The organism is Micromonospora endophytica (genome assembly GCF_003236305.1).
Lineage (GTDB): Bacteria > Actinomycetota > Actinomycetes > Mycobacteriales > Micromonosporaceae > Micromonospora > Micromonospora endophytica.
This window is the reverse complement of record NZ_POTX01000044.1, coordinates 1-22,979: the sequence shown is the minus strand read 5'-3', so window position 1 is coordinate 22,979 and position 22,979 is coordinate 1. Positions and strand designations below refer to the sequence as shown.

15 protein-coding genes and 2 pseudogenes are annotated in these 22,979 nt (G+C 71.9%); 7 read left to right on the top strand and 10 right to left on the bottom strand.

What is annotated here, in order from left to right; all coding sequences use genetic code 11:
• Position 1: 1 nt before the first annotated feature.
• The gene (gene glgX / locus C1I93_RS09515) at positions 2-2,119 is read right to left on the bottom strand and encodes a glycogen debranching protein GlgX (RefSeq protein WP_111242870.1); all 2,118 of its coding nucleotides are present in this window, start codon (positions 2,117-2,119) and stop codon (positions 2-4) included.
• 361 nt (positions 2,120-2,480) lie between these two features.
• Here glgX and C1I93_RS09510 point away from each other — a divergent pair, with 361 nt between their 5' ends.
• Positions 2,481-3,884: a glycosyltransferase family 4 protein gene (locus C1I93_RS09510; protein ID WP_111242869.1), complete on the top strand. Its 1,404-nt coding sequence runs from the start codon at positions 2,481-2,483 to the stop codon at positions 3,882-3,884.
• Positions 3,885-4,127: 243 nt separating this feature from the next.
• Entirely contained in the window at positions 4,128-4,784 is a 657-nt protein-coding gene (locus C1I93_RS09505; protein ID WP_111242868.1) for a response regulator transcription factor, read from the top strand.
• A 56-nt stretch (positions 4,785-4,840) separates the two neighbouring features.
• Here the strand turns inward: C1I93_RS09505 and C1I93_RS09500 are convergent, their stop codons facing one another.
• Positions 4,841-6,010, bottom strand: a complete 1,170-nt coding sequence (locus C1I93_RS09500; RefSeq protein WP_111242867.1) for a serine hydrolase domain-containing protein — start codon at positions 6,008-6,010, stop codon at positions 4,841-4,843.
• A gap of 227 nt (positions 6,011-6,237) precedes the next feature.
• Between C1I93_RS09500 and C1I93_RS09495 the strand changes: the two genes are divergently transcribed.
• The 4 genes and pseudogenes from C1I93_RS09495 to C1I93_RS33080 all read left to right on the top strand — a co-directional run bounded on the left by C1I93_RS09495 (position 6,238) and on the right by C1I93_RS33080 (position 12,084).
• Positions 6,238-8,361 carry a M14 family zinc carboxypeptidase gene (locus C1I93_RS09495; protein WP_223256669.1) on the top strand — a complete coding sequence of 708 codons (2,124 nt, stop codon included), beginning with the start codon at positions 6,238-6,240 and terminating at the stop codon, positions 8,359-8,361.
• A 79-nt stretch (positions 8,362-8,440) separates the two neighbouring features.
• Positions 8,441-9,154 (top strand): fasciclin domain-containing protein, encoded by a 714-nt coding sequence (locus tag C1I93_RS09490; RefSeq protein WP_181445089.1) that lies wholly within the window; start codon positions 8,441-8,443, stop codon positions 9,152-9,154.
• Positions 9,084-11,651, top strand: a pseudogene (locus C1I93_RS09485) (AfsR/SARP family transcriptional regulator); the annotation flags it as partial. The gene C1I93_RS09490 and the pseudogene C1I93_RS09485, both read left to right, overlap by 71 nt.
• A gap of 151 nt (positions 11,652-11,802) precedes the next feature.
• The gene (locus tag C1I93_RS33080; RefSeq protein WP_223256670.1) at positions 11,803-12,084 is read left to right on the top strand and encodes a tetratricopeptide repeat protein; all 282 of its coding nucleotides are present in this window, start codon (positions 11,803-11,805) and stop codon (positions 12,082-12,084) included.
• A 101-nt stretch (positions 12,085-12,185) separates the two neighbouring features.
• On the opposite strand, the gene C1I93_RS09480 is transcribed toward C1I93_RS33080, so the two are convergent.
• The 5 genes and pseudogenes from C1I93_RS09480 to C1I93_RS31470 all read right to left on the bottom strand — a co-directional run bounded on the left by C1I93_RS09480 (position 12,186) and on the right by C1I93_RS31470 (position 19,036).
• Entirely contained in the window at positions 12,186-13,535 is a 1,350-nt protein-coding gene (locus C1I93_RS09480; RefSeq protein ID WP_111242864.1) for a phospholipase D-like domain-containing protein, read from the bottom strand.
• 270 nt (positions 13,536-13,805) lie between these two features.
• Positions 13,806-15,089, bottom strand: a complete 1,284-nt coding sequence (locus C1I93_RS09475) for a citrate synthase (RefSeq protein WP_111242863.1) — start codon at positions 15,087-15,089, stop codon at positions 13,806-13,808.
• Between the two features lie 247 nt (positions 15,090-15,336).
• Positions 15,337-17,379: pseudogene (locus tag C1I93_RS09470) on the bottom strand (sulfatase-like hydrolase/transferase); the annotation flags it as partial.
• Between the two features lie 33 nt (positions 17,380-17,412).
• Positions 17,413-18,876 (bottom strand): class I SAM-dependent methyltransferase, encoded by a 1,464-nt coding sequence (locus C1I93_RS09465; protein WP_111242861.1) that lies wholly within the window; start codon positions 18,874-18,876, stop codon positions 17,413-17,415.
• 10 nt (positions 18,877-18,886) lie between these two features.
• Positions 18,887-19,036, bottom strand: coding sequence for a hypothetical protein (locus C1I93_RS31470; protein WP_181445086.1), 150 nt, complete (start codon positions 19,034-19,036; stop codon positions 18,887-18,889).
• Between the two features lie 187 nt (positions 19,037-19,223).
• Here C1I93_RS31470 and C1I93_RS09455 point away from each other — a divergent pair, with 187 nt between their 5' ends.
• Positions 19,224-19,622 (top strand): VOC family protein, encoded by a 399-nt coding sequence (locus tag C1I93_RS09455; protein WP_111242859.1) that lies wholly within the window; start codon positions 19,224-19,226, stop codon positions 19,620-19,622.
• Positions 19,623-19,665: 43 nt separating this feature from the next.
• On the opposite strand, the gene C1I93_RS09450 is transcribed toward C1I93_RS09455, so the two are convergent.
• The 3 genes from C1I93_RS09450 to C1I93_RS09440 form a co-directional block, all read right to left on the bottom strand.
• Positions 19,666-20,361 carry a helix-turn-helix domain-containing protein gene (locus tag C1I93_RS09450; protein ID WP_111242858.1) on the bottom strand — a complete coding sequence of 232 codons (696 nt, stop codon included), beginning with the start codon at positions 20,359-20,361 and terminating at the stop codon, positions 19,666-19,668.
• A 246-nt stretch (positions 20,362-20,607) separates the two neighbouring features.
• Positions 20,608-22,032 (bottom strand): sensor histidine kinase, encoded by a 1,425-nt coding sequence (locus C1I93_RS09445; RefSeq protein WP_111242877.1) that lies wholly within the window; start codon positions 22,030-22,032, stop codon positions 20,608-20,610.
• Positions 22,033-22,049: 17 nt separating this feature from the next.
• A complete protein-coding gene (locus C1I93_RS09440; RefSeq protein ID WP_111242876.1) occupies positions 22,050-22,799 on the bottom strand; it encodes a response regulator transcription factor in 750 nt (249 codons plus the stop codon).
• Positions 22,800-22,979: the final 180 nt, after the last annotated feature.

The window sequence follows — 22,979 nt, the reverse complement described above, 5'->3', positions numbered from 1 at the left end:
CTCAGGCAACCCTCTCCAGCACCACCAGGGAGCGGTCCGGTACGCAGAGCGTGCCGCCGGCCTCGACGGTGGTGCCCTTGTCCTGGTCGGGTTCGGCGGTGCTGATCACCAGTTCCCACCGTTGGCCGAACTCGTTCGGCGGTGGGGTGAAGTCCAGTGGCGCGTCGTGGGCGTTGAAGCAGAGCCAGAAGGAGGCGTCGTGGTGGCGTTGGCCGTACTGGCCGCGTTCGCGGATGCCGTCGCCGTTGACGAAGAGCGCCACCGAACGGCCGAAGTCGTTGCCCCAGTCCTCACCCGTCATCTCCCGCCCGTCCGGGGTGTACCAGGCCAGGTCGGGCAGGGGTTCGTCGATCTCGCGGCCGCGTACCGGCAGGCCGGTGAAGAAGCGGCGGCGTTGGAAGACCTGGTGTTTGCGGCGGAACTCGACCAGCCGGCGGGTGAAGTCCAGCAGCTCGGTGTCGACGTTGTCCCAGTCGACCCAGGCCAGCTCGCTGTCCTGGCAGTAGGCGTTGTTGTTGCCGCGCTGGGTGCGGCCCAGTTCGTCGCCGTGGCCGATCATCGGCACGCCCTGCGACAGCATCAGGGTGGCGAGGAAGTTGCGGCGCTGCCGGGCCCGCAGGGTGAGCACGCCCGGGTCGTCGGTGTCGCCTTCGACGCCGCAGTTCCAGGAACGGTTGTGGCTCTCCCCGTCGCGGTTGGACTCGCCGTTGGCCTCGTTGTGCTTGTCGTTGTAGGAGACCAGGTCGGCCAGGGTGAAGCCGTCGTGGCAGGTGACGAAGTTGATGCTGTGGAAGGGGCGGCGGCCGTCGTCCTGGTAGAGGTCGGCGGAGCCGGAGATGCGGGAGGCGAACTCGGCGAGCGTCGCCGGCTCGCCGCGCCAGAAGTCGCGGACGGTGTCGCGGTATTTTCCGTTCCACTCGGTCCACTGCGGCGGGAAGTTGCCGACCTGGTAGCCGCCGGGGCCGATGTCCCACGGCTCGGCGATCAGCTTGACCCGGCTCACCACCGGGTCCTGCTGCACCACCTCGAAGAAGGTGGAGAGGCGGTCCACGTCGTAGAACTCGCGGGCCAGGGTGGCGGCCAGGTCGAAGCGGAAGCCGTCGACGTGCATCTCGGTCACCCAGTACCGCAGCGAGTCCATGATCAGTTGGAGCGAGTGCGGGCTGCGGACGTTGAGGCTGTTGCCGGTGCCGGTGTAGTCGACGTAGTAGCGCCGATCTTCCTCGGAGAGCCGGTAGTAGCTGGGGTTGTCGACGCCCTTGAAGCTCAGCGTCGGGCCGAGGTGGTTGCCCTCGGCGGTGTGGTTGTAGACCACGTCGAGGATCACCTCGATGCCGGCGGCGTGCAACGCCTTGACCATGCCCCGGAACTCCTGCACCTGCTGGCCGAGGTGGCCCAGTGCCGAGTAGGCGTGGTGCGGGGCGAAGAAGCCGATGGTGTTGTAGCCCCAGTAGTTGCGCAGCCCCAGGTCGGCCAGGCGGTGGTCGTTGACGAACTGGTGCACCGGCATCAGCTCGATGGCGGTGACGCCGAGCCGGGTCAGGTGCTCGATCATCGGCGGTGAGGCGATGCCGGCGTACGTGCCGCGCAGCTCCTCGGGGATGCCGGGCAGCCGCATGGTCAGCCCGCGCACGTGTGCCTCGTAGATCACCGAGTGGTGGTACGGGATGCGCGGCGGGGCGTCGTTGCCCCAGTCGAAGTAGGGGTTCACCACCACCGACTTGGGCATGAACGGCGCCGAGTCGGTGACGTTCATGCGGTCCGGGTCGCCGTGTTCGTAGTCGTAGACCGCCGGGTCCCACTGCACGTCCCCGTCGATGGCCTTGGCGTACGGGTCGATCAGCAGCTTGTGCGGGTTGCAGCGCGGGCCGTTGGCCGGGTCGTACGGGCCGTGCACCCGGTAGCCGTAGCGTTGGCCCGGCCCGATCCCGGGGATGTACGCGTGCCACACGTACGCGTCCACCTCGCGCAGCTCGACCCGGCGCTCGGCGCCGGTGTCCCACTCGTCGAAGAGGCAGAGTTCGACCTTCTCCGCCACCTCCGAGAAGATCGCGAAGTTGGTGCCCATCCCGTCGTAGGTGGCACCGAGGGGATACCGCTCGCCCGGCCAGACCTGCATCTCGCTCCTTCGGCCAAGAATCATGAGCGCGCGCCCGCACCATGAGCGCACCCGTCGGGGAGGTCCCCCGCGTGCGCGCGGCGGTAATGCCCCGCACGGTCCGCCACCAATCCATCCGATCGGGTGAATGCCCGGTATCCGCCCGACTGATGCCGGATGAACCCTTGGGTGCCGTCGGTCACTGTGACCGTCCTCAAGGTGCGGAACGCGCCGTCATGACGTTTGCTTGTCCTCGGGCGTGTGTCCGCGCGCCTGTTGATCCTCGCACCCCCGGATGCGTACGCGCGTGTCCGAAACCCCACCCTGCTCGTACGCCGCCACTGTCGTCGGCGCGTTCCTCCCTGCACGGACGGAGACTGATGTGACGACCACGCGGGTCGGCGGGCGGGCCGCCACCGCCACGGACCGGCTGCACCGACCCACCCTCACCTCGCGACCCCAGCTTCCGACCCAGCCCGGCCCGGCCAGCCCGCCGCAGACCCGTCGCATCCTGATGTTGTCCTGGGAGTTCCCGCCGGTGCTCGTGGGCGGGTTGGGCCGGCACGTGCACGCCCTGTCGGTGGCGCTGGTGGCCGCCGGGCACGAGGTCACCGTGGTCACCCGGCACGCCGAGGGCGCCCCGCTGGAGGAGTACGTCGACGGCGTCCGGGTGGTGCGCGCCGCCGAGGATCCGGTCACCTTCCCGCTGGCCACCGAGAGCCTGCTCGCCTGGACCATGGCGTTCAACCACACGCTGACCCGGGCCGCGCTGCGGGCCGCCGCCACCGGCGGGTACGACGTGATCCACGCGCACGACTGGCTCGTCGCGCACACCGCGATGACCCTGCGCGACCACCTGGACCTGCCGCTGGTCAGCACCATCCACGCCACCGAGGCGGGCCGGCACCAGGGCTGGCTGCCGGAGGAGATGAACCGCACCATCCACGGGGTGGAGCACTGGCTCAGCACCGAGTCGACCCGGGTGGTGGTCTGCTCCGGCTACATGCGTGACGAGGTCACCGGGCTTTTCGGCGTGCCGACCGGCCGGGTGGACGTGGTGCCCAACGGCGTCGAGTCGGGGCGCTGGCGGGCACCGGCCAGCGCGGTCGCCCAGGCGCGGGCCCGGTTCGCCGCCGACGGGCCGCTGGTCACCTTCGCCGGCCGCCTGGTCTACGAGAAGGGCGTGCAGCATCTGCTCGCCGGGCTGCCCCGGCTGCGCGAACGGCACCCGGGGCTGCGCGCGGTGATCGTCGGCGACGGCCCCTACCGGGCCGAGTTGGAGGCCGACGTGCACCGGCTGGGTCTGGCCGACACGGTAAGCCTGCCCGGTTTCCTCGGCGGCACCGACCTGCCGGCGGTGATGGCCGCCTCGGACTGCTTCGCGGTGCCCAGCATCTACGAGCCGTTCGGCATGGTCGCGCTGGAGGGTGCCGCCGCCGGCGCGCCGCTGGCGGTCGCCGAGACCGGCGGCCTCGCCGAGATCGTCGAGCCGGGCGTGACCGGGATGACCTTCCGGCCGCACGACCCGGAGGCGCTCACCGACGCGGTGCACGCCCTGCTGTCGGACACCGAGCGGGCGCGGGCGCTGGCCCGCCGGGCCCGGGTGATGGTGGACGAGCGGTACGGCTGGGCGGCGATCGCCAGCCGCACCGCCTCGACGTACGCCGCCGCGATCGCCCAGGCGCCAGGCTTCGTCGCCGACCGGGCCACGCACCAGATGGCGTACGGTCGCAGCCGCCCGATGGTGCCGGAGGGCAACCTGCTCGCTGCCGCCGGTCTACGCTGAGCCACCGCTGAGCAGACGTTCCTGGGTATCGTTCCCGGTCGCTTCAGTGACCGGGGACGATACCCAGCGCCGGGTCCCGGGTGCCGCCTCGGTGGAGGGGGTGCTGCCGCCCCGGGCCTGACGACACCCCCGTTCGGCCAGCCCACTCTGCCGTTACGATCTTGTATCCGTACTGGTCAACACATGTTCACATCCGACAGACTCGCACCATCCAACGGGGGCGGACGTCGAGGAGGATGGTCGGTGCGGGTGCTCCTGGTGGAAGACGATCTGCGGGTGTCGGCGGGGCTCGCCTCGGCGTTGCGGCGGCGGGGGCACGAGGTGACGCAGGCGGTCACGGCCGCGGAGGCGGTCGAGGCGGAGCCGGTGGACCTGGTCCTGCTGGACATGAACCTGCCCGACCGGGACGGCCTGGAGGTCTGCCGGCGGATCCGCCAGCACGACGAGGTGGTCGCCATCATCGCGGTCACCGCCCGCGACGAGGAGCAGGACCGGGTGGCCGGGCTGCGTGCCGGTGCCGACGACTACGTGGTGAAGCCGTTCTCGATGGTCGAGTTACAGGCCCGGATCGAGGCGGTGATGCGCCGCACCGCGCGTACCGCCCGGACGGCGACCGCGTTGCGGGCCGGTCCACTACGCATCGACGTCGACGCCAGGCGGATCTGGGTGGCCGACCGGGAGGTCGCGCTGTCCCGTAAGGAGTTCGACCTGCTGGTGGCGTTGGCCCGGCAGGCCGGCACGGTGGTGCCCCGGGAGCGACTGCAACTGGAGGTCTGGCAGACCACCTGGGCCACCCGGCACAACCTCGACGTCCACGTGGCGGCGTTACGCGCCAAGCTGGACGATCCCGGCCTGGTGGAGACAGTGCGTGGGGTCGGCTACCGGCTGCGCGCCGAGTGAGCCACCGCCCGGGCCCGGCCCGGGCACGGCGGCCCGGGCCGGGTTCGGCCCCGCTCCTATTCGGGGCCGCAGATCACGTCGTCCATCAGCCGGAAGGTGCGTCCGTACACGGCGAGGGCCTCCTCGTCGGCGGCGAGCTGCGTGGTCAGCGACAACACCGCCACCCGCGAACCGTCAGGGCTCACCCCGTTGGCGGTGCTGGTGCCCGGCACGTCACCGCCGTGGGACCAGTAACCGCCGCACCGGTTCGGGGTGAACAGGATGCCCAGGCCGTACCGCGCACCGGGGATGAAGTCCTGGAACGTGTCGGCGAGCACGGTGTCGTGCAGCTGCGCCATCTGGCCAGGCTTGAGCAGCTGGCCGCGTTGCAGCGCCTGCCAGAAGCGGGCCAGGTCGCTCGGCGTGGTGATCATGTTGCCGGCTGCCCCGGCGACTGTCGGGTTGAGCAGGGTGGTGTCGGTCAGGGCGCCACCCGGGGCCCACTGCTGGTAGCCCTTGGCGTGTGGTGCCGGCAGGGACGGCCGGTCCCCCGGCACCGACGTGTGTCGCAGGCCGAGCGGCCTCAGGATCCGGTTGCCGACCTCGGTGGCCCACGACCGGCCGGTCACCCGTTCGATGATCATCCCGGCGAGCAGGTAGTTGGTGTTGGAGTAGTCCCACCGGGTGCCGGGTGCGAAGAGGGGCTGGTGCCGCATCGCCAGGGCCACCAGGTCTGCCGTCTCGTGATGGTCGAACCGGTGCGCCAGATACCCCTGGTAGGAGTTCAGCACGGTGATGTCGTTCGTGTAGTTGTAGAGGCCGCTGGTGTGCTGGAGCAGCTGACGAAGGGTGATGCGGCGGCCGTCGTTGCCGTTGCCGGCGACGACACCCGGCAGCCACCGCTCGACGGTGTCGTCCAGCGACAGCTTTCCTTCGCCGACCAGTTGCAGGGCGACGACGGCGACGAAGGTTTTGGTGTTGCTGCCCATCCGGAAGTGCCCGTCGAGCGGCACCGGTGTGCCGCGTCCGAGGTCACCGACGCCGGCCCGGGCCCGGGTGGGCACTCCGTCGACCCGGATGAATCCCTGTACGCCGGTGATGCCGAGGTCGTGCAGATCGTCGACGGCGACCTGAAGCGGTCGCCGATCGTCGGCGGCGGGTGCCGCGGTGACGGGTGCCGCGCCGGTGACGACGAGTGTCGCCGCCACCGCGACGCTCAGGCCCCACCGGCCGAGATGTCCACGCATGCCAAATCCTCCCGTGAGTGAGGGACGTACGCCCAGTGACCCGACCGTACGAGCCCGTGGAAGCGTTTCCATCCGGCGATCCACCCAGATCGGTTCAGGGTGTCCCCGGCGGGGAGGTGGGTGGGAAACCTCAGAGCATCCTCAAGAATCGCTGCTCGCGGACCCGTGGCCGGGCGGCGGCGGGTGTGCTGGACGTACCCGACCATTCCTCCTGTTTGGAGATGCCCTTGCGATACAGACGGACAACGGCCGGTGTCTTCTCGGCCCTGCTCGCCGTCACCCTCGCGGTGACCGCGCAACCCGCTCAGGCCCACGGGCAACTGGCGACGACCACCGCGGAGCTGACGGTGGAGCCGAACCAGGTCCAGGGCCTGACCGTGGTCCAGGGTGACGGGTACGCCACCCTGGCCTGGAGCCCTGTCGACGGGGCCACCGACTACCAGATCGAGCGCACCGCCGTCGCGGCCGACGGCACCACCGGCACCCCGGTGATCGTCGGCGTCTGGCGGCCGAACCGCCAGGTCAACAACTCCGAACCGACCTTCGCCGACGCCGGCTTCGTGCCGGGCAACCGGTTCCAGTGGCGGGTGCGGGCCCGCTTCGGCACCGAGGCGCAGCCATACTCGGCCGCAGTCACCGACACCACCAGGTCGCACTGGGGAGACCCGGCCGTCCCGGGGCAGAACCTGCGAACCCAGTGGGAGACCGCGCTCGGCGCGCAGTACACCAGCGACGTCAACGAGTACGCCTACACCGCGGCGATCGACGAGCTGAGCGAGCGGGTCCGGGTGGTGGAGATCGGCCGCACCATCCAGAACCGGCCGATCAACATGTTCGTCATCGGCTACCCCACTCCGCCGGCGACCCCCGAGGCGGTAGCCGCGACGAACCCGCTGCTGGTCAACTGCAACGTGCACGGCAACGAGCCCGGTGACCGCGAGGCGTGCTTCATCATGGCCCGCCAGCTCGCCTTCACCGACGATCCGGCCACCCTGGACCGGCTGTCGAAGTCCACCATGCTGATCCTGCCCACCATCAACGGCGACGGCCGGGCGGCCAACAGCCGGGGCAACTCCACCGGGCAGGACCTCAACCGGGACTACTCGCTGATCCGCCAGCCGGAGACCCAGGCGTTCGTGGAGATGGTCCGGGACTACCGGCCGATCGCCAGCTACGACGGTCACGAGTACGGCAACACCAACACCGGTGACCTGCCGATGCTGCCGCCGCGACACCAGAACGTGGCGCAGGGGATCTTCGACGGGTCGCAGGACATGATCGAGGGTCACATGTACACCCAGGGCGCCAAGGACGGCTGGTGGGCCTGCCCGTACGGCTGCACCGGTGCCAACGTGGGGCTGGGCGAGGAGACCATCCTGCGCAACACCCTGGGCCTGAAGAACGTGATCAACTCGCTGTTGGAGCTGCGCAGCTCCGGTGGCCCGACCCGGCCGGACGAGGGCAACACCGCCAACAACCGGCGGCGCAAGACCTACTCGGCGCTCTGGACGTTCCAGCAATTCCTGACGTACCACACGGCGAACCTCGGCGACATCACCAGCGCGCGGGCCGAGGCGATCACGTTCCAGTCGGCGAACACCGGACGAATCGTCTTCCGGGGCTCCCGGCCGATCGAGGCGTACCCCGCGCCGCACCCGGGTGACACCCCGCCGCCGCTGGACGCGCCGCGTGAGGACCAGATCCTCGACCAGCCGCCGTGCGCCTACAAGCTCACCGAGGAGCAGTACCACGGTGCCCGCACCGACGGTCCGAGCGGGCGGCAGACCACTGTCGCCCAGCGCCTCGCCGCCCACGGCTGGAAGGTGATCAAGGTTGCCGACGGGTACCTCGTACCGCTGTCCCAGCCGGAACGGGGTCTGGTGCCGCTGCTGTTGGACGGGCAGGCCGCCGAGGGCCTGGTGGCCGGCGAGCGGATCGCACCCACGCTCACCGGCACCCACAACGGCCCGCTGACGGTCTCCGGAGTGGCCTGCCTCGCCGGTGCCACCGTCCGGGGCCCGATCCGGGTCCAGCCGGGCGGCACGCTGATCGTCAACGGCAGCTCGATCAACGGCCCGGTGGACGCCTCCGGCGCGGCCGGGTTCGTGCTGACCGCCAGCACGGTCAGCGGCCCGGTGAACGCCACCGGCAGCCGCGGCCCGGTGGTGCTGGTCGGCAACAAGGTCAGCGGCCCGGTCAACGTGGTGAACAGCGCGGGTGACGCCGCGCTGGTCGCCGGCAACACCGTCAACGGCCCGCTGAACTGCACCGGCAACTCCGCCACGCCGGTCAACCTCGAGGTGGCCAACTCGGTGAGTGGTCCGAAGTTCCAGCAGTGCGCACGCCTGTGAGCCGTTGAACCTCGTACCCCCTTTCGTGCCGGCGGGCCGGATCCGCGCCCGGCCCGCCGGCACCCCACAGTGCAGCGGAGTGGAGACGACCGTGATCGACACCCTTCCCCTCACCGCGACGCCGGCCCGACGTGCGACAACGCTGGCGGGGGCGGCCCTGGCCGTGCTGATCGCGGCGGCCGGCTGCACCGGGCCGGACAGTGCCCGCGACGGCGGTACGCCAGCCGTCGCCCCGCGGGCCGTCAGCGTGACCGGGTCGCTCTGCGACCAACTGCCGGCCGACGGTGAACCGGGCAGCCCGGACTCGCTCGTCGGCCAGCCCGCCGACCAGGCACTCGGATGGATTCCCGTGCTCACCACCTTCGAGGCGGCGGTGCGGGCCACCGGCCTGGCCGAGGAGCTGACGCCGACGGCGGACGTGACGATCCTCGCCCCGACCGACGACGCGTTCGCGGCCAAGTTCTCCCGGTCCCACCTCGACGAACTGCTGCTGCACGACACCGACACGTTGCGCGGGTTGCTCCGCGACCACCTGGTCAGCGGCGCGCTGCCCGTGGCCGAACTGGTGTCCGCCGGCACGGTCACCACCCTCGCCGGCACCGACCTCGCCGTCACCGCCCACGGCGACGGCGCCCGCCTCGACGTGCGGGGCGACGGCGACCACGCCGACGCGCACGCCGAGACGGTGTGCGCCGACTACCGGGCGGCCGGCGCCCGCATCCATGTCATCAACCAGGTCCTCGGCACGCTGCCCACCACCGCCGGTGACGAGGACGACCACCCGGCACACTGACGCCGCGGGGCCCAACCCCCTCCCCGCGGACCGCGACGGCCGCCGATCCCCTACCCGGGGTCGGTGGCCGTCGTCGTGTTCTCGATTGACCGATGGCCGGTATCCGGGACACTCCAAATGCGACACGAACCGTCACGGGCCGCACTGGCAGCGTGATCGGCGGCGCACCAACGGGGAGGTAAGCCGGATGTTGCGGATCAGCGTGCTCGGTCCGGTGCAGGTCGAGCGGGACGAGCGACCCGTCCGCCTCGGCCCGCAGCTCGTGACGTTGCTGTCGATCCTGCTCGTCGAACCGGGCGCCACCGTTGCGGTGGCAAGGATCATCGACCTGATGTGGCACGACGACGCCCGCGCGGGCGCCCGCGCCACGCTGCGCAGCCACGTCTCCCATCTGCGCCGCGCGCTGCCGGGTGCCGCGCTTGTCAACGCCGGCACCGGATACCGGCTCGACGTCCCGCCGGAGGCCGTCGACGCGTACCGCTTCGAACGCTGGTGCCAGCAGGCGCGCGGCCTGGTCGCGGCGGACGAACCGGACCTGACCGAGCGGGGCACGACCCTGCTGGCCGATGCCCTGGCCCTGTGGCGCGGCCCGGCCTTCGCCGACGTGGCGGACCGGCCCTGGGCGCTGCCGCGGATCGCACAGCTCGACGCGGCCCGCCGGGCGGCCCAGCGCGGCTACGCGGAGGCGCTCTGCGCACTGGGCCGGCACGCCGAGGCGATCCCGCAGCTCTCCGGCGCCGTCGTGGACGACCCCTACGACGAGGAGGTACGCCGGCTGCTCGCCCGGGCGCTGTACGCCGAGCGGCGGGTGGACGAGGCGGCGGAGGTGTGCCGGACCGGCCTGGCGTTGCTGCGGGAACGGGGCCTGGACGCACCGGAACTGGCGGAGCTGCACCGGGACGTGCTGCGCCGCCGGTTGCCGTCGCCACACCGGCCGACCGACCGGGGCAAGCTCGTCCGGCCGTGCCTGCTGCCGCCGGACCCGCCGCAGTTCGTCGGCCGCGCCGCCGAACTGGCCGAGGCGGGCCGGCTGCTGCCGGGCGGCACCTTGCTGGTCAGTGGCGCGGCGGGCGTCGGCAAGAGCGTGTTCGCGCTCCGGCTGGCCCACACGGTACGCGCCGACTTCCCCGACGGTCAGCTCCACGTGAGCATGCGCGGCTTCGACGCGACAGGCGCACCGATGAGCGCGGCCGAGGCGCTGGCCACCTTCCTCGACGCGTTGGGGGTGCCGCCCGAGCGGCTGCCATCAACTGTGGACGCCCAGGCCGGGCTCTACCGTGAGCTGCTGGCGCAGCGGCGGATGCTTGTGGTGCTGGACAACGTGCGCGACGCCGAGCAGGTCCGGCCGTTGCTGCCGGGCACACCCGACTGCGCGGCGGTGGTGGTCAGCCGCAACCAGCTGCCGGGCCTGGTGGTCGCCGAGGCGGCCCGTCCACTTCGGCTGGACCTGCTGACCCGGATCGAGTCGCGGAAACTCATCGCGCACCGGATCGGGGCGGCCCGGCTGGCCGCCGAACCGGCGGCGGTGGAACGGATCCTCGACGCGTGCGGGCGGCTGCCGCTGGCCCTGGCGATCGTGGCGGCGCGCGCGGCCACGCATCCGGAGTTCGGTCTCGACGCGCTCGCCGGCGAGCTGGGCGGGCTGGACGCGTTCTCCGGGGCCGACCACGACGTGGACGTCCGGTCGGTCTTCTCCTGGTCGTACCGGCATCTCGGGCCGGCGGCCGCCCGACTGTTCCGGTTGCTGGCCGCGCAGACCGGCCCCGACCTGACGGCCGCCGCGGCGGCCTCGCTCGCCGGTGAACCCCCGGAGCGGGTACGTCCGGCGCTGCGCGAACTGGCGGCGGCGCACCTGGTGGTCGAGCAGCTCCCGGGGCGGTACCGGTTGCACGACCTGCTGCGGGCGTACGCCGACGAACTGGGCCGCGACGACCCGCAGCGACCGGCGGCGGCGCGGCGGGTGCTGGACCACTACCTGCACAGCGCGCTGGCGGCGGACGCGCTGATCTGGCCGCACCGGGATCCGCTGGGGGTGCCGCCACCTGCCGACGGTGTAACGGGCGAGGAGTTCGCCGGCCGGGAGGCGGCGCTGGCCTGGTTCACCGCCGAACATCCGGTGCTGCTGGCCGCGTCGGAGCAGGCGGCCCGGATCGGCCTGGACGGGCATGTGTGGCGGCTGGCGTGGACGATGACGAACTTCCTCGCCCGGCGTGGCCACTGGGCGGACTGGGTGCGCGTGGGGTTGGCCGGGGTGGCCGCCGCCGAGCGGGTGGGTGACCGGACGGCGCAGGCCGAGGCGCACCGGCTCGTCGGCGGCGGCTACGTCCGGCTGCGTGAGTTCGCCGAGGCACGAGCCCACTACCTGCGCGCGTTGGAGCTTTTCGACGCGGCGGGCGACCTGGTGGGTGAGGGGTTCACCCGCCGGAGCCTGGGCTGGCTGTGCGAGCAGCGGGGCGACGTGGCCGCCGCGCTGCGGCACGACCAGCGGGCGCTGGAGCTGTTCCGCCAGGTCGGGCACGAGCGGGGTGAGGCCAACGCGTTGAACTCGGTCGGCTGGTGTCACGCCCTGCTCGGCGAGTACGAGCAGGGCGGTACTGCACTGCCGGCGATCGGTGGCCCTGCTGGAACAGCTCGGCGATCCGGTCGGCATGGCCGGTGCCTGGGACAGCCTGGGGTACGCCTACCGTCACCACGACCTCGACCAGGCAGTCTCCTGCTACCGGCAGGCTCTCGCCCTCTATCGACAGTTGGGGGACCGGTTGAACGAGGGACTCACGCTGCGCCACCTGGGCGAGACCGAGCAGGCCGCCGGCGATCCGGCCAGCGCCCGCCGCTCATGGCAGCGGGCGCTGGACATCCTCGTCGAGTTGGCGCACCCGGACGCCGATCAGGTCCGGACATTGCTGGACGGCCTGGCTGACCAGAGCTGAACCTGCGGCACGCGGATGCGCCGTTCCCAGCGCGCCGGCTTCCGCCGCGGATGCTTCTGTGCGCGACCGCCACGCCGAACCGGGGGCTGGCGCCCACGTCGTCAGGCGATGGGGTCGCCCGCCACGTCGCCCCTCGCGCCGGCCTCGCCCGCCGGCGGCGTCCACCGCAGGCAGGTGTTGTGGTGGGAGTCGAATCTCTGCTGGAACGGCGTGGCGAGCTGGTGGTTGCGCAACGCCAGGACGTTCTCATCGTTCTGCCGCAACGCACGGTAGGTGAGGTTGTGGCTACCCAGGTAGAGCGTCGATCCTCCGGCTTGCCGAATAATCATGAACTTCTCATGCATGGGGATCCCACCGGCCGCGGTGTAGCCGCAGAGATGCACGGGCATCGCCCTGGCGAGGGTCACCAGCGCTGCCATGGGCGGCCCCTGGTCGTGCGGGGCGCCAGACGTGGCGCCGGTGACGACCCGGACCTGGCACCCGCGCTGGCGGGCACCGATGAGGGCGTTGACCACGGCGCGGCGCTGAATGCGGAAGTTCGCTAGGTCGATCCTGGTGGACCCGGAGCAGTTCAGATTCCGCACCACGCTGGCGATCGGGTCGTTGCTGCCGCTGCCCGGCGTACTGTCGGCAGCCTCGCGCCGGGGAAACGTGTAGAGACGGTGCGCACCGGCGGCGTACGTCCGGCCCGCGTTGGCGTCACTGGCCCCGGACCGGCCGTGGGCCATCATGTCGTTGAAGTAGCGAAGGTAGTCGGCGTACAACCCCGCGTGCGTGATCGTGATGGCGTTCTCGTAGGCCCGGTAGTAGTCCAGGTTGGCCGAGGAGACGTGGAGGACGTTGCGCGCCGTCCCGCCCCCGGCGAGCCGTACGCTGGAGATGGTCATGAACTTGTTGTGCATCAGCGGTGGGTTGTGCAGCGGTGAGGCACCCGTACGGTTGGTCATGCAGCCGCGCGTGGACTGCCGGTCGGCGCGCCGCGTGCCGCACTCCACGACAGTGATGCCCGGGGTGTCCTTGAGCGCCTGGTAGGCGCGGTCACCGGCCCAGACCTGACTGCCGTTGATGACGATCCGGACCCGCACCCCTCGGGCGGCGGCACCCCTGAGGGCGTCCAGAACCTCCTGACGGTTGAAGAAGTAGAGGGTGAGCGAGAGCGTCGCCCCGGACGGCGTGGCGTTGATCAGCCGAGCCACGTGGGCGCCGACCCCCCGGTGCATGTCCGCGTACTCCGCCTTCGTGTTGAACCAGGAGTAGTTGCGTACCTCGGATGCGGCGACCGGCACCACCGCCGCCGCTGGCGCTACTGCGGTGGCCGTCGCGGCCGTCGGCGCGGTCTCCCGAGTGGTGGTGCCCGCGGCGGCCGGGCCGACCGGCAGGGCAACAGCTGTCAGTACGACGGTCGCGATGGCCAGACCGCGCAGGTGCGGCCCGCCGGATGTGGTTCGCACGGTGTGGGTCCTTTCCCGTTCTTCTGGGCACAGGGGTGTGCCGTGACCGGATCGATCCGGCCGGGCGTGCCGATCAGATCGATAGGCTTCGACCCTGGCAGGTGCCCGTGGAAGGACTGTGGAAGGACTGTGGAAGGAGCGTGGCGCCAGACGGCGTGAGGGCGCTGACCCGTACGGGTCAGCGCCCTCACGTGGATCGGTGACGGCGTCGGTGTTAAGAAGGGGCCCTTCCTCTACCTGAGGCGTTAGTAGGGGGCCCCTCCTTGCACCTCAGCGGTTCTCGACGGGGAGGTAGTCGCGTTCGGCGGCGCCGGTGTAGACCTGCCGCGGACGGCCGATCTTGGTCTCCGGGTCGTTGATCATCTCGCGCCACTGTGCGATCCAGCCGGGCAGCCGGCCCAGGGCGAACAGCACCGTGAACATCTTGGTCGGGAAGCCCATGGCCTTGTAGATCAGGCCGGTGTAGAAGTCCACGTTCGGGTAGAGCCGCCGGGAGACGAAGAAGTCGTCGGCGAGCGCGATCTCTTCCAGCTGCATCGCGATGTCCAGCAGCGGGTCGGGCTTGGCCATCCGACCGAGCACGTCCTGGGCGGCGTTCTTCACGATCGCCGCCCGCGGGTCGTAGTTCTTGTAGACCCGGTGGCCGAAGCCCATCAGCTTGACGCCGTCCTGCTTGTCCTTGACCTTGCGGACGAAGGACTGCACGTCACCGCCGTCGCGCTGGATCCGCTCCAGCATCTCCAGCACCGCCTGGTTGGCGCCGCCGTGCAGCGGCCCGAACAGCGCGTTGACGCCGGCCGAGACCGAGGCGAACAGGTTGGCGTTACTGGAGCCGACCAGCCGCACGGTCGACGTGGAGCAGTTCTGCTCGTGGTCGGCGTGCAGGATGAAGAGCATGTCCAGCACCCGGGCCATCACCGGGTCGACCTCGTACGGCTCCGCCGGCACGCCGAACGTCATCCGCAGGAAGTTCTCCACGTAGCCCAGCGCGTTGTCCGGGTACAGCAGCGGCTGACCGATCGACTTCTTGTACGCGTACGAGGCGATGGTGGGCACCTTCGCCATCAGCCGGACCGTGGACATCTCCACGTGCTCGGCGTCGAACGGGTCCAGGCTGTCCTGGTAGAAGGTGGAGATGGCGCTCACCGCCGAGGAGAGCACCGCCATCGGGTGCGCCTCCCGGGGGAAGCCGTCGAAGAAGCGACGCATCTCCTCGTGCAGCAACGAGTGCCGCCGGATGCGCTCGCTGAACTCGGTCAGCTGCTGGGTGGTCGGCAGCTCCCCGTAGATCAGCAGGTAGGAGACCTCCAGGAAGGAGCTCTTCTCGGCCAGCTGCTCGATCGGGTAGCCGCGGTAGCGCAGGATGCCCGCGTCGCCGTCGATGTAGGTGATCGCGGATGAGCAGGCGGCGGTGTTGACGAACCCGGGGTCGTACGTCGTCATCCCGGTTTCCTTCAGCAACTTGCTGACACCGATGCCGTCGGGGCCCTCGACCGCGGAATGTACCGGCATCGACAGCTGCCCGCCGGAGTGATCGAGCTTGACTTCCGTCATGTGGTTCCTCGCTTCGCCGGCAGATCTACGTTGAATTGCCTTCGCTTCTACCGTAATTGCGGTTGCGACGACACCGCCCCTCGTGGTTTGGCGGTGAGGCATGCGTCACCCGATTCCCGACCGGCGAGCGGGGAAACCCCGACGAGAGGGACACAGCGCAGCGGAGCACGCACACACCGTGTAAGTGGACCGGACTATGCGACGACTCAGCGGCGCGCGGCCGCCGGTGCGGTGGGGCGCAGCGAGGTCAGGAGATGGTCAGCTGGCGCAGTCCGCCGGCTTCGACCAGATAGAGGTCGACGCGGTTCGCGCCGGCCCGCAGGAGCCGGTCGTCGGCGAGCAGCGCGGCGAAGCGGCGGCCGCCGGGATCCGGGGCGACCACCGGCACCACGGCGGCCACGGTGCCGTTCACGGCGACCGCCAGTTCGGTGCCGTCGGGCACCGAATCCGGCACGGTGCCCCAGATCATGCCCGGCAGCACGCCCTCGTCCGGATCGACGAAGCGGAACGCGTCAAGCCCGGCGACGCGGGCGGTGCCGCCGGCCGGCGCGGCCCCCACGGTGGTGCCGACAAGCCGATGCCGGGCCGGTGGCGGCAGCGCGGCGGGCACCCCACTGGAGATCGGAAGCGGTTCGCCGGGCCGGTCGTAGAAGAGCTTGCCGGCATCGGTACGCGGCGCCTGCCGGGCGGAGCGGCCGTCGACCCGCCAGGGCAGCCGGATGGCGGCCTCGTCGGCGACTGTCGGCAGCAGGTCGACGTGTTGCCAGTTGCGGTCGTCGACCCGCCCGGCGCGCTGCCCCGGTGTCTTGACGAACATCGGCACCCAGGCCACCTGCTGCGGGGCGGCCCGGATGGCGTCCAGCCCCCGACCCTGCGCGCCCTTGGTGAAGCTGACCCCGTGGTCGGCGGTGACCACCACCAGCGCCTGATCCCACAGCCCGTTCTCCCGCAGGGTCCGCAGCGTCTCGCCGATCAGCCGGTCGGTGTAGCCGAGCTGCGCCAGGTGGCGCTCGCGGGCCAGGTCCACCCACCCGTCACCCTCGTTGGGGAAGTCCTCGGGCGCCTCGTAGCGCGCGCCGGAGGGCAGGTACGCCCAGGGTGAGTGCGGCATCAGCAGGTGCAGGAAGTGCAGTGTCGGCCGGGGCGAGGGGGTCAGGCCGCGCAGGAAGCTGGTGAACCGGGCCGGCTGGTTGAGGGTGAGGGTGTCCCAGCGGAACTTCGGGTCGGTCGGCGCCGGTTCGGCGGCGTCGATGCCCGCCTCCTCGGCGGTGCGTTCCCGGTAGGCGTCCTGCGGGTCGACGCGGCTGTCGTACGGCGAGGTCACCTGGCGCAGCAGGGTGCCGGTCTCGCGCACCAGCACACCGAGCCCCTGTTCCGGGGTGACCGGCTGCTCGCAGCGGCTGGGCGGGCAGAGCCGGGTGATGCTCTCCTCGGCCCGGATGTCGTACAGCCCGCCGAAGGCGGTGAAGAGGTTGTCCGGGTGGTGCGAGTAGTGCGGCGCGACCGGTTCGGCCGGGTAGCGGCCGGTGAGCATGGCCGGCAGCGCGTACGGCGTCCAGCCGCTGACCCCGGTGGCGTTGCGGTACCAGGTGGAGCCGGCGGCCAACGCGGCGAAGTTCGGGAACCGTTCGGCGTCGATGCCGCCGTCCGGGCCGAGCAGGGAGACCAGCGGCAGCTCGTCCAGCACCAGCATCACCACCGGCGGATGCCGCTCGCCGGTGGCCGTGCCGGCCGACCCGCCGTCGCCGCGCGGCAGCACCACCGGCCCGGTCGGCGAGGCGAACAGGAACAACCCGACGAAGACCAGCGGTCCGACCGCGGCCAGCCGCAGCGCTCGACCCAGAGCCCGCCACCGCCGGTACGCGAGCGCCACGGCGGCCCCCACCGCCGTCGCGGCCAGCAGCAGCGGTACGCCCCGCAGCGGCGTACCGTGCCGGCCGGCCTGTATCGCCAACGCGGCCACCAGCAGGCCCACCAGCACGGTGTGGGTGCCCACCCGCCCGGCCGGTCCGGCCAGCCCGGACAGCAGGCCGAAGAGCGCGAGCAGCACCGTCGGCAACACCACGATCAGGGCCACCAGCAGCAGGATCTCGCCTCGGTCGGCGCGGTGGAACAGGAAGAAGTCCGGGCTGCGGCCGAGCACGTCCAGCAACGGCTGGGTGATCACCAGCCCGACCAGCGCCGCCGTCTCCAGCAGCCGACCGGCTTCGGCCCGCCCGCCTCGACACCGGGCCCGGCGGTGTCGCCGTTCGCGTCGGCCTCGACCCGGACCGGTGCTTCCCCGGGATCGGTGCCGGCCGGTTGCGGTTCGGCGGTGGGACGGTCAGGCACCCAGGGCCACCTGGTACAGGGTGCGGGTGCCGGCGGGCAGTTCCCACCGGCCGGAGATCGTGCCGTGCGCGGCGAGCAGCGCCTCGAACGTGTCCCGCCGGTAGTGGGGGAAGATGCCGTCGGGCTTGTTGGCCAGCAGCCGAGCGGCCATCGGGTCCTCCGGGTGGACGAACTCCACCACCAGTTGCCCGCCGGGCGCGGCCAGCCCGGTCAGGCAGGACACCACCTCGGCCAGCGGCACGTTACGCCCGATCGCCAGATGATGCACCAGGGCCAGGGCGAGCACGGTGTCCGCGCTGGCGCGGGCGGCAAAGGAGGCCCGCTCGACGCCGCGCCAGCCACCCCCGGGCGAGGGGTCGGCCAGGTCCAGCACCAACGGCAGCACCCGCCGTTCCCCCTCGGCACGCAGAGCGCGGTAGAGCCGGTCGACCACCACCGGGTCCTGTTCCACGGCGACGACGTAGTCGGCGTGTCGGGCGGCGAGCCGGGAGTAGTGGCCGTCGTTGGCGCCGAGGTCGAGCACGAGCCCGTGCCGGGGGGCGCTGGTCAGCGCCGCGGCGACGAACCGTTCCTTGGCCGCCCGGTCCTCGCCGGAATAGCCGCAGGTGCGTTGGTAGTCCACCCAGTGGCTGGCGGACGGCTGGTGATCGAGCCGCCGGACCAGCTTCTCCATCCCGCGTACGGCCGCCAACGCCACCTCGCCGGTGTAGCCGGCGTCGCGCAGCTGGGCGCGTACGTCGGCGGTGCTCCGGTCGGCGTTGCGCCGCTGCACGCTGCCGTGCAGGTGCACGTGGGTCAGCACCCCCGGCGACAGCCTGCGCCGGCCGCGGAAGAGCCGGACCATCTGATCTGCCTCGATGCCGTCGATCCGGGACCGCAGCCAGGGTTGGAAGTCCAACCCGAGGTGGGCGCCGAGCAGCAACGGGTAGAGCATGGTCTGGCAGAACTGCCGGTAGCCGGCCCACGGCTCGCCGTCGCGCAGCGGTGCGAACGAGCCCACGTCGATGAAGACCGGCTCGCTGCCCCGCCATTGCAGGTTGTAGGCCGAGCCGTCCTTGGTGGTGAACCCCGCCGGCAGGGCTGCCCGGAGGATCTCCAAGTGCAGCAGTGCCGCGTCGCGCAGCATCGCGTGGGACCACTCGTACGGGTGGGAGACGAACGGGATGCGTTCGTGCCGCAGCACCGCCGCCCAGTCGGCGGGGAGGGACCGTCCCGCCGCGGCGGGCGACAGTTCCTCCGTGCCGCAGACCTTGCCGGCGCTGATCAGGGGCGGGAAGAACGTGCTGGCGGCCAGGGCCCGCCAGTGCGCCGCCGCTGTCTCGTCGAGCGCGCGCAGCACGTCGTCGCCACAGTGGTAGACCCGGTTCGCCGGGTCACGGAACGAGCCGGGTTCGACACGCAGTCCAGCGTCGGACGGAGTCGGTCGGACCGCGCGGCCGAGGTCGGGAGCCACCATTGCGGACGGGTCAGCTCTGGTCGGTGGGCTGGCGCCGGAATCGGCTGACGAGTCTGCGCCAATAGAGCTTGGCGGCCACCGCCACGCCGGCGATCCCGCCGACCACCGCCTGCACGATCAGGCTGCCGGATCCCGCGTCCAGGTAGGCCAAGTGGTGCACCGACCGCTCCTTCCCGCTCGCTGTCTCGATACCGGCATCCGCCCAGCGGCTCACATTCCAGACTTAGGCGGCATAGCCGGACTTGTTCACCGTACGCGCTCAGCCTCGCCCTGTCGGGCACAACGCGGACACCCGCAGGTCCGTTTTGTTCAAGACATCAACGCCCGGCGGTCCGTAGCCTGCCGCCATGACTCCGTACCTGGACATGATCGGCCTGGTCACCACGGACATGGCCCGCACTCTGGACTTCTACCGTCGGCTTGGGCTCGACATCCCGGCCGACGCCGAGCAGGAGCCGCATGTGGAGGTGACCCTGCCCGGTGGCCTGCGGATCGCCTGGGACACCATCGCCACGATCCGCTCCTTCGACCCCGGCTGGACCCCGCCGGTCGGCAGCGCCCGCGCGGCGCTCGCCTTCCACTGCACCGACCCGGCCGAAGTCGACCGCTGGTACGCCGAGCTGACCTCCGCCGGCTTCCCCGGTCACCGCCCCCCGTGGGACGCTCCCTGGGGCCAGCGCTACGCCGTCCTGCACGACCCCGACGGCAACGCCGTCGACCTCTTCGCCCCACATCCCACCCCGTGACCTCCAGGAGCGGGGGCACGAGCGGCGGGATGAGGCCGGACGGTCAGCGGCTGGGCGGGGTCAGCAGTTCGGTCGGAGGCAGGCCAGCCAGGGCCCGGACATCCCGGGTCAGGTGCGGCTGGTCCGCGTAGCCGGCGCGGGCGGCCACCTCGGCGAGGGACAGGCCCGCCCGAGCCAGGGCGAGCGCTCGGCGCATCCGCAGAATCCGGGCGAGGGTCTTCGGGCCGTACCCGAACAGGTGTCGGCTGCGGCGGAGCAGTTCGCGCGGATCGAGCCCGACCTGCGCGGCGGTCGCGGCCACCGGGATGCCGGCGGCCAGCGCGGCGGCGACCCGCCGGCCGACCAGATCCGGACCGCCGGCCGCGCGCAGCCGGCGCGCGGCCACCTCGACCAGCACGGTACTGGCGTCGGCGGCGGCCCGCTCGACCAGCGGCGACACGACCCGATCGCCCCACAGGTCCGCCAACGGCACTCGCTGGTCACGCAACTCCACCGCAGGCACGCCGAACACAGTGGGACCTGTCCCCGGCGGCAACCGCAGCCCGACCCACCGCTCGCCCGGCGCGCTCGTGCTGAGGTACGCGATGCGGTCCGGCCCGGCTACCAGCAGCCCGGCCCGGCTGGACCAGAGCAGGTCGAGGCAGCCGTCCGGGAGCACCCGGGTGGGCATCGGGCTGCCCGGCGCGGTGCTGGTCCACAACACCGCGCCGGCGATCCCCGCAGGCCGTTCCCGATACATCCGGTAAGCCTGCCACGCCCGGCCGACGTCGACCGGACAGCGGTGAGCGCGCGGGCAACGCCCGGCCGCCGTCGACCGGACAGCGGTGAGCGCGCGGGCAACGCCCGGCCGCCGTCGACCGGACAGCGGTGAGCGCGCGGGCAACGCCCGGTCGGACAGCTGTTAAGAGGGGGCCCCTGCTCTACATCAGGCGTTAACAGGGGCCCTTCCTTTCACCCTCAGCGGTGGTGAGGCGGAGCAGGGCGGCTATGGATTCGGTAGCCGGAGGGTGAAGGTGGTGTGACCGGGGCGGGTGTCGAGGGTGACGGTGCCGCGGTGGGCCTCCACGACGGCGGCGACGATGGCCAGGCCGAGGCCGGTGCTGCCGTGGGCGCGGGAGCGGGAGCTGTCCCCCCTGGCGAACCGTTCGAAGACCTCGTCCCGCAGCTCGGGCGGCACGCCGGGGCCGTTGTCGGTGACGCGGAGTTCGGCGGCGTCGGCGGCCTGGCGCAGGCTGACCGTGACGGTGGTGCCGGGCGGGGTGTGCACCCGCGCGTTGGCCAGCAGGTTGGCCAGCACCTGGTGCATCCGGGCCGGGTCGCCGGACACCCGGATGACCTGTTCGGGCAGGTCGAGCTGCCAGTGGTGGTCCGGGCCGGCGACGTGGGCGTCGCTGACCGCGTCCACGACCAGCGCGCTGAGGTCGACCGGTTCGACCGCGAGCGGCCGGCCGGAGTCCAGCCGGGCCAGCAGCAGCAGGTCGTCGACGAGGCTGGTCATCCGGACGCTTTCCGACTCGACCCGGCGCAACGCGTGCGCCACGTCGGCGGGGACCTGGTCCCGGCCACGGCGGGCCACCTCGGCGTAGCCGCGGATCGCCGCGAGGGGGGTACGCAGTTCGTGGCTGGCGTCGGCGACGAACTGGCGGACCCGGGTCTCGCTGGCGTGGCGGGCGGCGAGCGCCGCGGCCACGTGTCCGAGCATCCGGTTGAGCGCGGCGCCCACCTGGCCGACCTCGGTACGCGGGTCGGTGTCGGGCTCCGGTACGCGTTCGGAGAGCGCCACCTCACCCCGGTCCAGCCGCAGTTCGCTGACCCGGCCGGCGGTGGCGGCGACCCGGCGCAGCGGGCGCAGGGTGGCCCGCACGATCAGCGCACCGGCGGTGCCGGCGACCAGCAATCCGGCGGCGGTGACGGCGGCCTGCGCGGCCACCATCCACCACACCGTCTCCTGCACCCCGGACAGCGGCAGCCCCAGCACCCGCACGGTGCTGCCGGTGGACTGTCGGGCGACCACTCGGTAGCTGCCCCGGTCGCCGAGGTCGACGGTGTGCGCCCGGCGGTCGCTCGGCACCTGGGCCAGGACGGCCACCTGGTCGACAGGCACCGCCTCCTCCTGCCTGTCGACGAGCGTCCACGCCTCGGTGACCTGCCCGTCGACGACCCGCACACTGATCGTGTCGGGTGGGAAGCCGCGCGGCACCCGCACGTCCGACCAGGGCGGGGCGCCCGGTGCCGGCTCCCACGGCGCACCGACGCGGACCCCGGCCATCGGCAGCAGTTGCTCGTCCAGCCGGGAGATCAGGAACTGCCGCAGCGCCGCCGTGGTGATCGCCCCGATAGCCAGGCTGACCAGGGCGAGCAGCGTGACCAGGGTGACCACCAGGCGGGTCCGCAGTGACAAGCCCGCCAGCCACCGCCGCACCGCGCTCACTCCGCCGGCTTGAGCAGGTATCCGGCTCCGCGCAGCGTGTGGATCATCGGCTGCCGACCGGCGTCGATCTTCTTCCGCAGGTACGAGATGTACAGCTCGACCACGTTGGCCTGGCCACCGAAGTCGTAGTTCCACACCCGGTCGAGGATCTGCGCCTTGCTCAGCACCCGCCGGGGATTGCGCATGAGGTACCGCAACAGCTCGAACTCGGTGGCGGTGAGGGTGATCAGCTGACCGGCCCGGCGCACCTCGTGGCTCTCCTCGTCCAGGCTGAGGTCGCCGACGGTCAGCACCGCGTCCGGCCGGGTGGCGACGGCGAAGCCGGAGCGGCGCAGCAGCGCCCGCAGCCGGGCGATCACCTCCTCCAGGCTGAACGGCTTGGTGACGTAGTCGTCGCCGCCGACGGTGAGCCCGGCGATCCGTTCCTCCACCGCGTCCCGGGCGGTCAGGAAGAGCACCGGTACGGTGGCGTTCTCCTCGCGCAGCTTGCGCAGCACCTGGAAACCGTCCAGGTCGGGCAGCATCACGTCGAGCACCACCGCGTCGGGCTGGAACTCGCGCGCGATACGCACCGCGGCCCTGCCGTCGCCGGCCGTACGCACCTGCCAGCCCTCGTACCGCAGTGCCATCGCCATCAGGTCGGTGAGCGTCGGCTCGTCGTCGACCACCAGCACCCGGACCGGCTCCCCGTCGGGGCGGCGCAACTCGATCCTGCGGCCCGGCCCGGCCTCTCCCTCGGTCGTCATCACGACGCCCATGGTGGTCCGGACCGCTGTGCCCCGCTTGTGCAGTTCCTGTGCGCTGGCTGTACGGATGGGTGGCGGAGGGTCACTCCGTCACACCGACCGGGTCGGTGCGGACGAAGCGCATGGTCCAGACGGCCCCGTCGGGGCGTTGGCGGGCGTAGAGGTGGTCGGCGGCGGGGG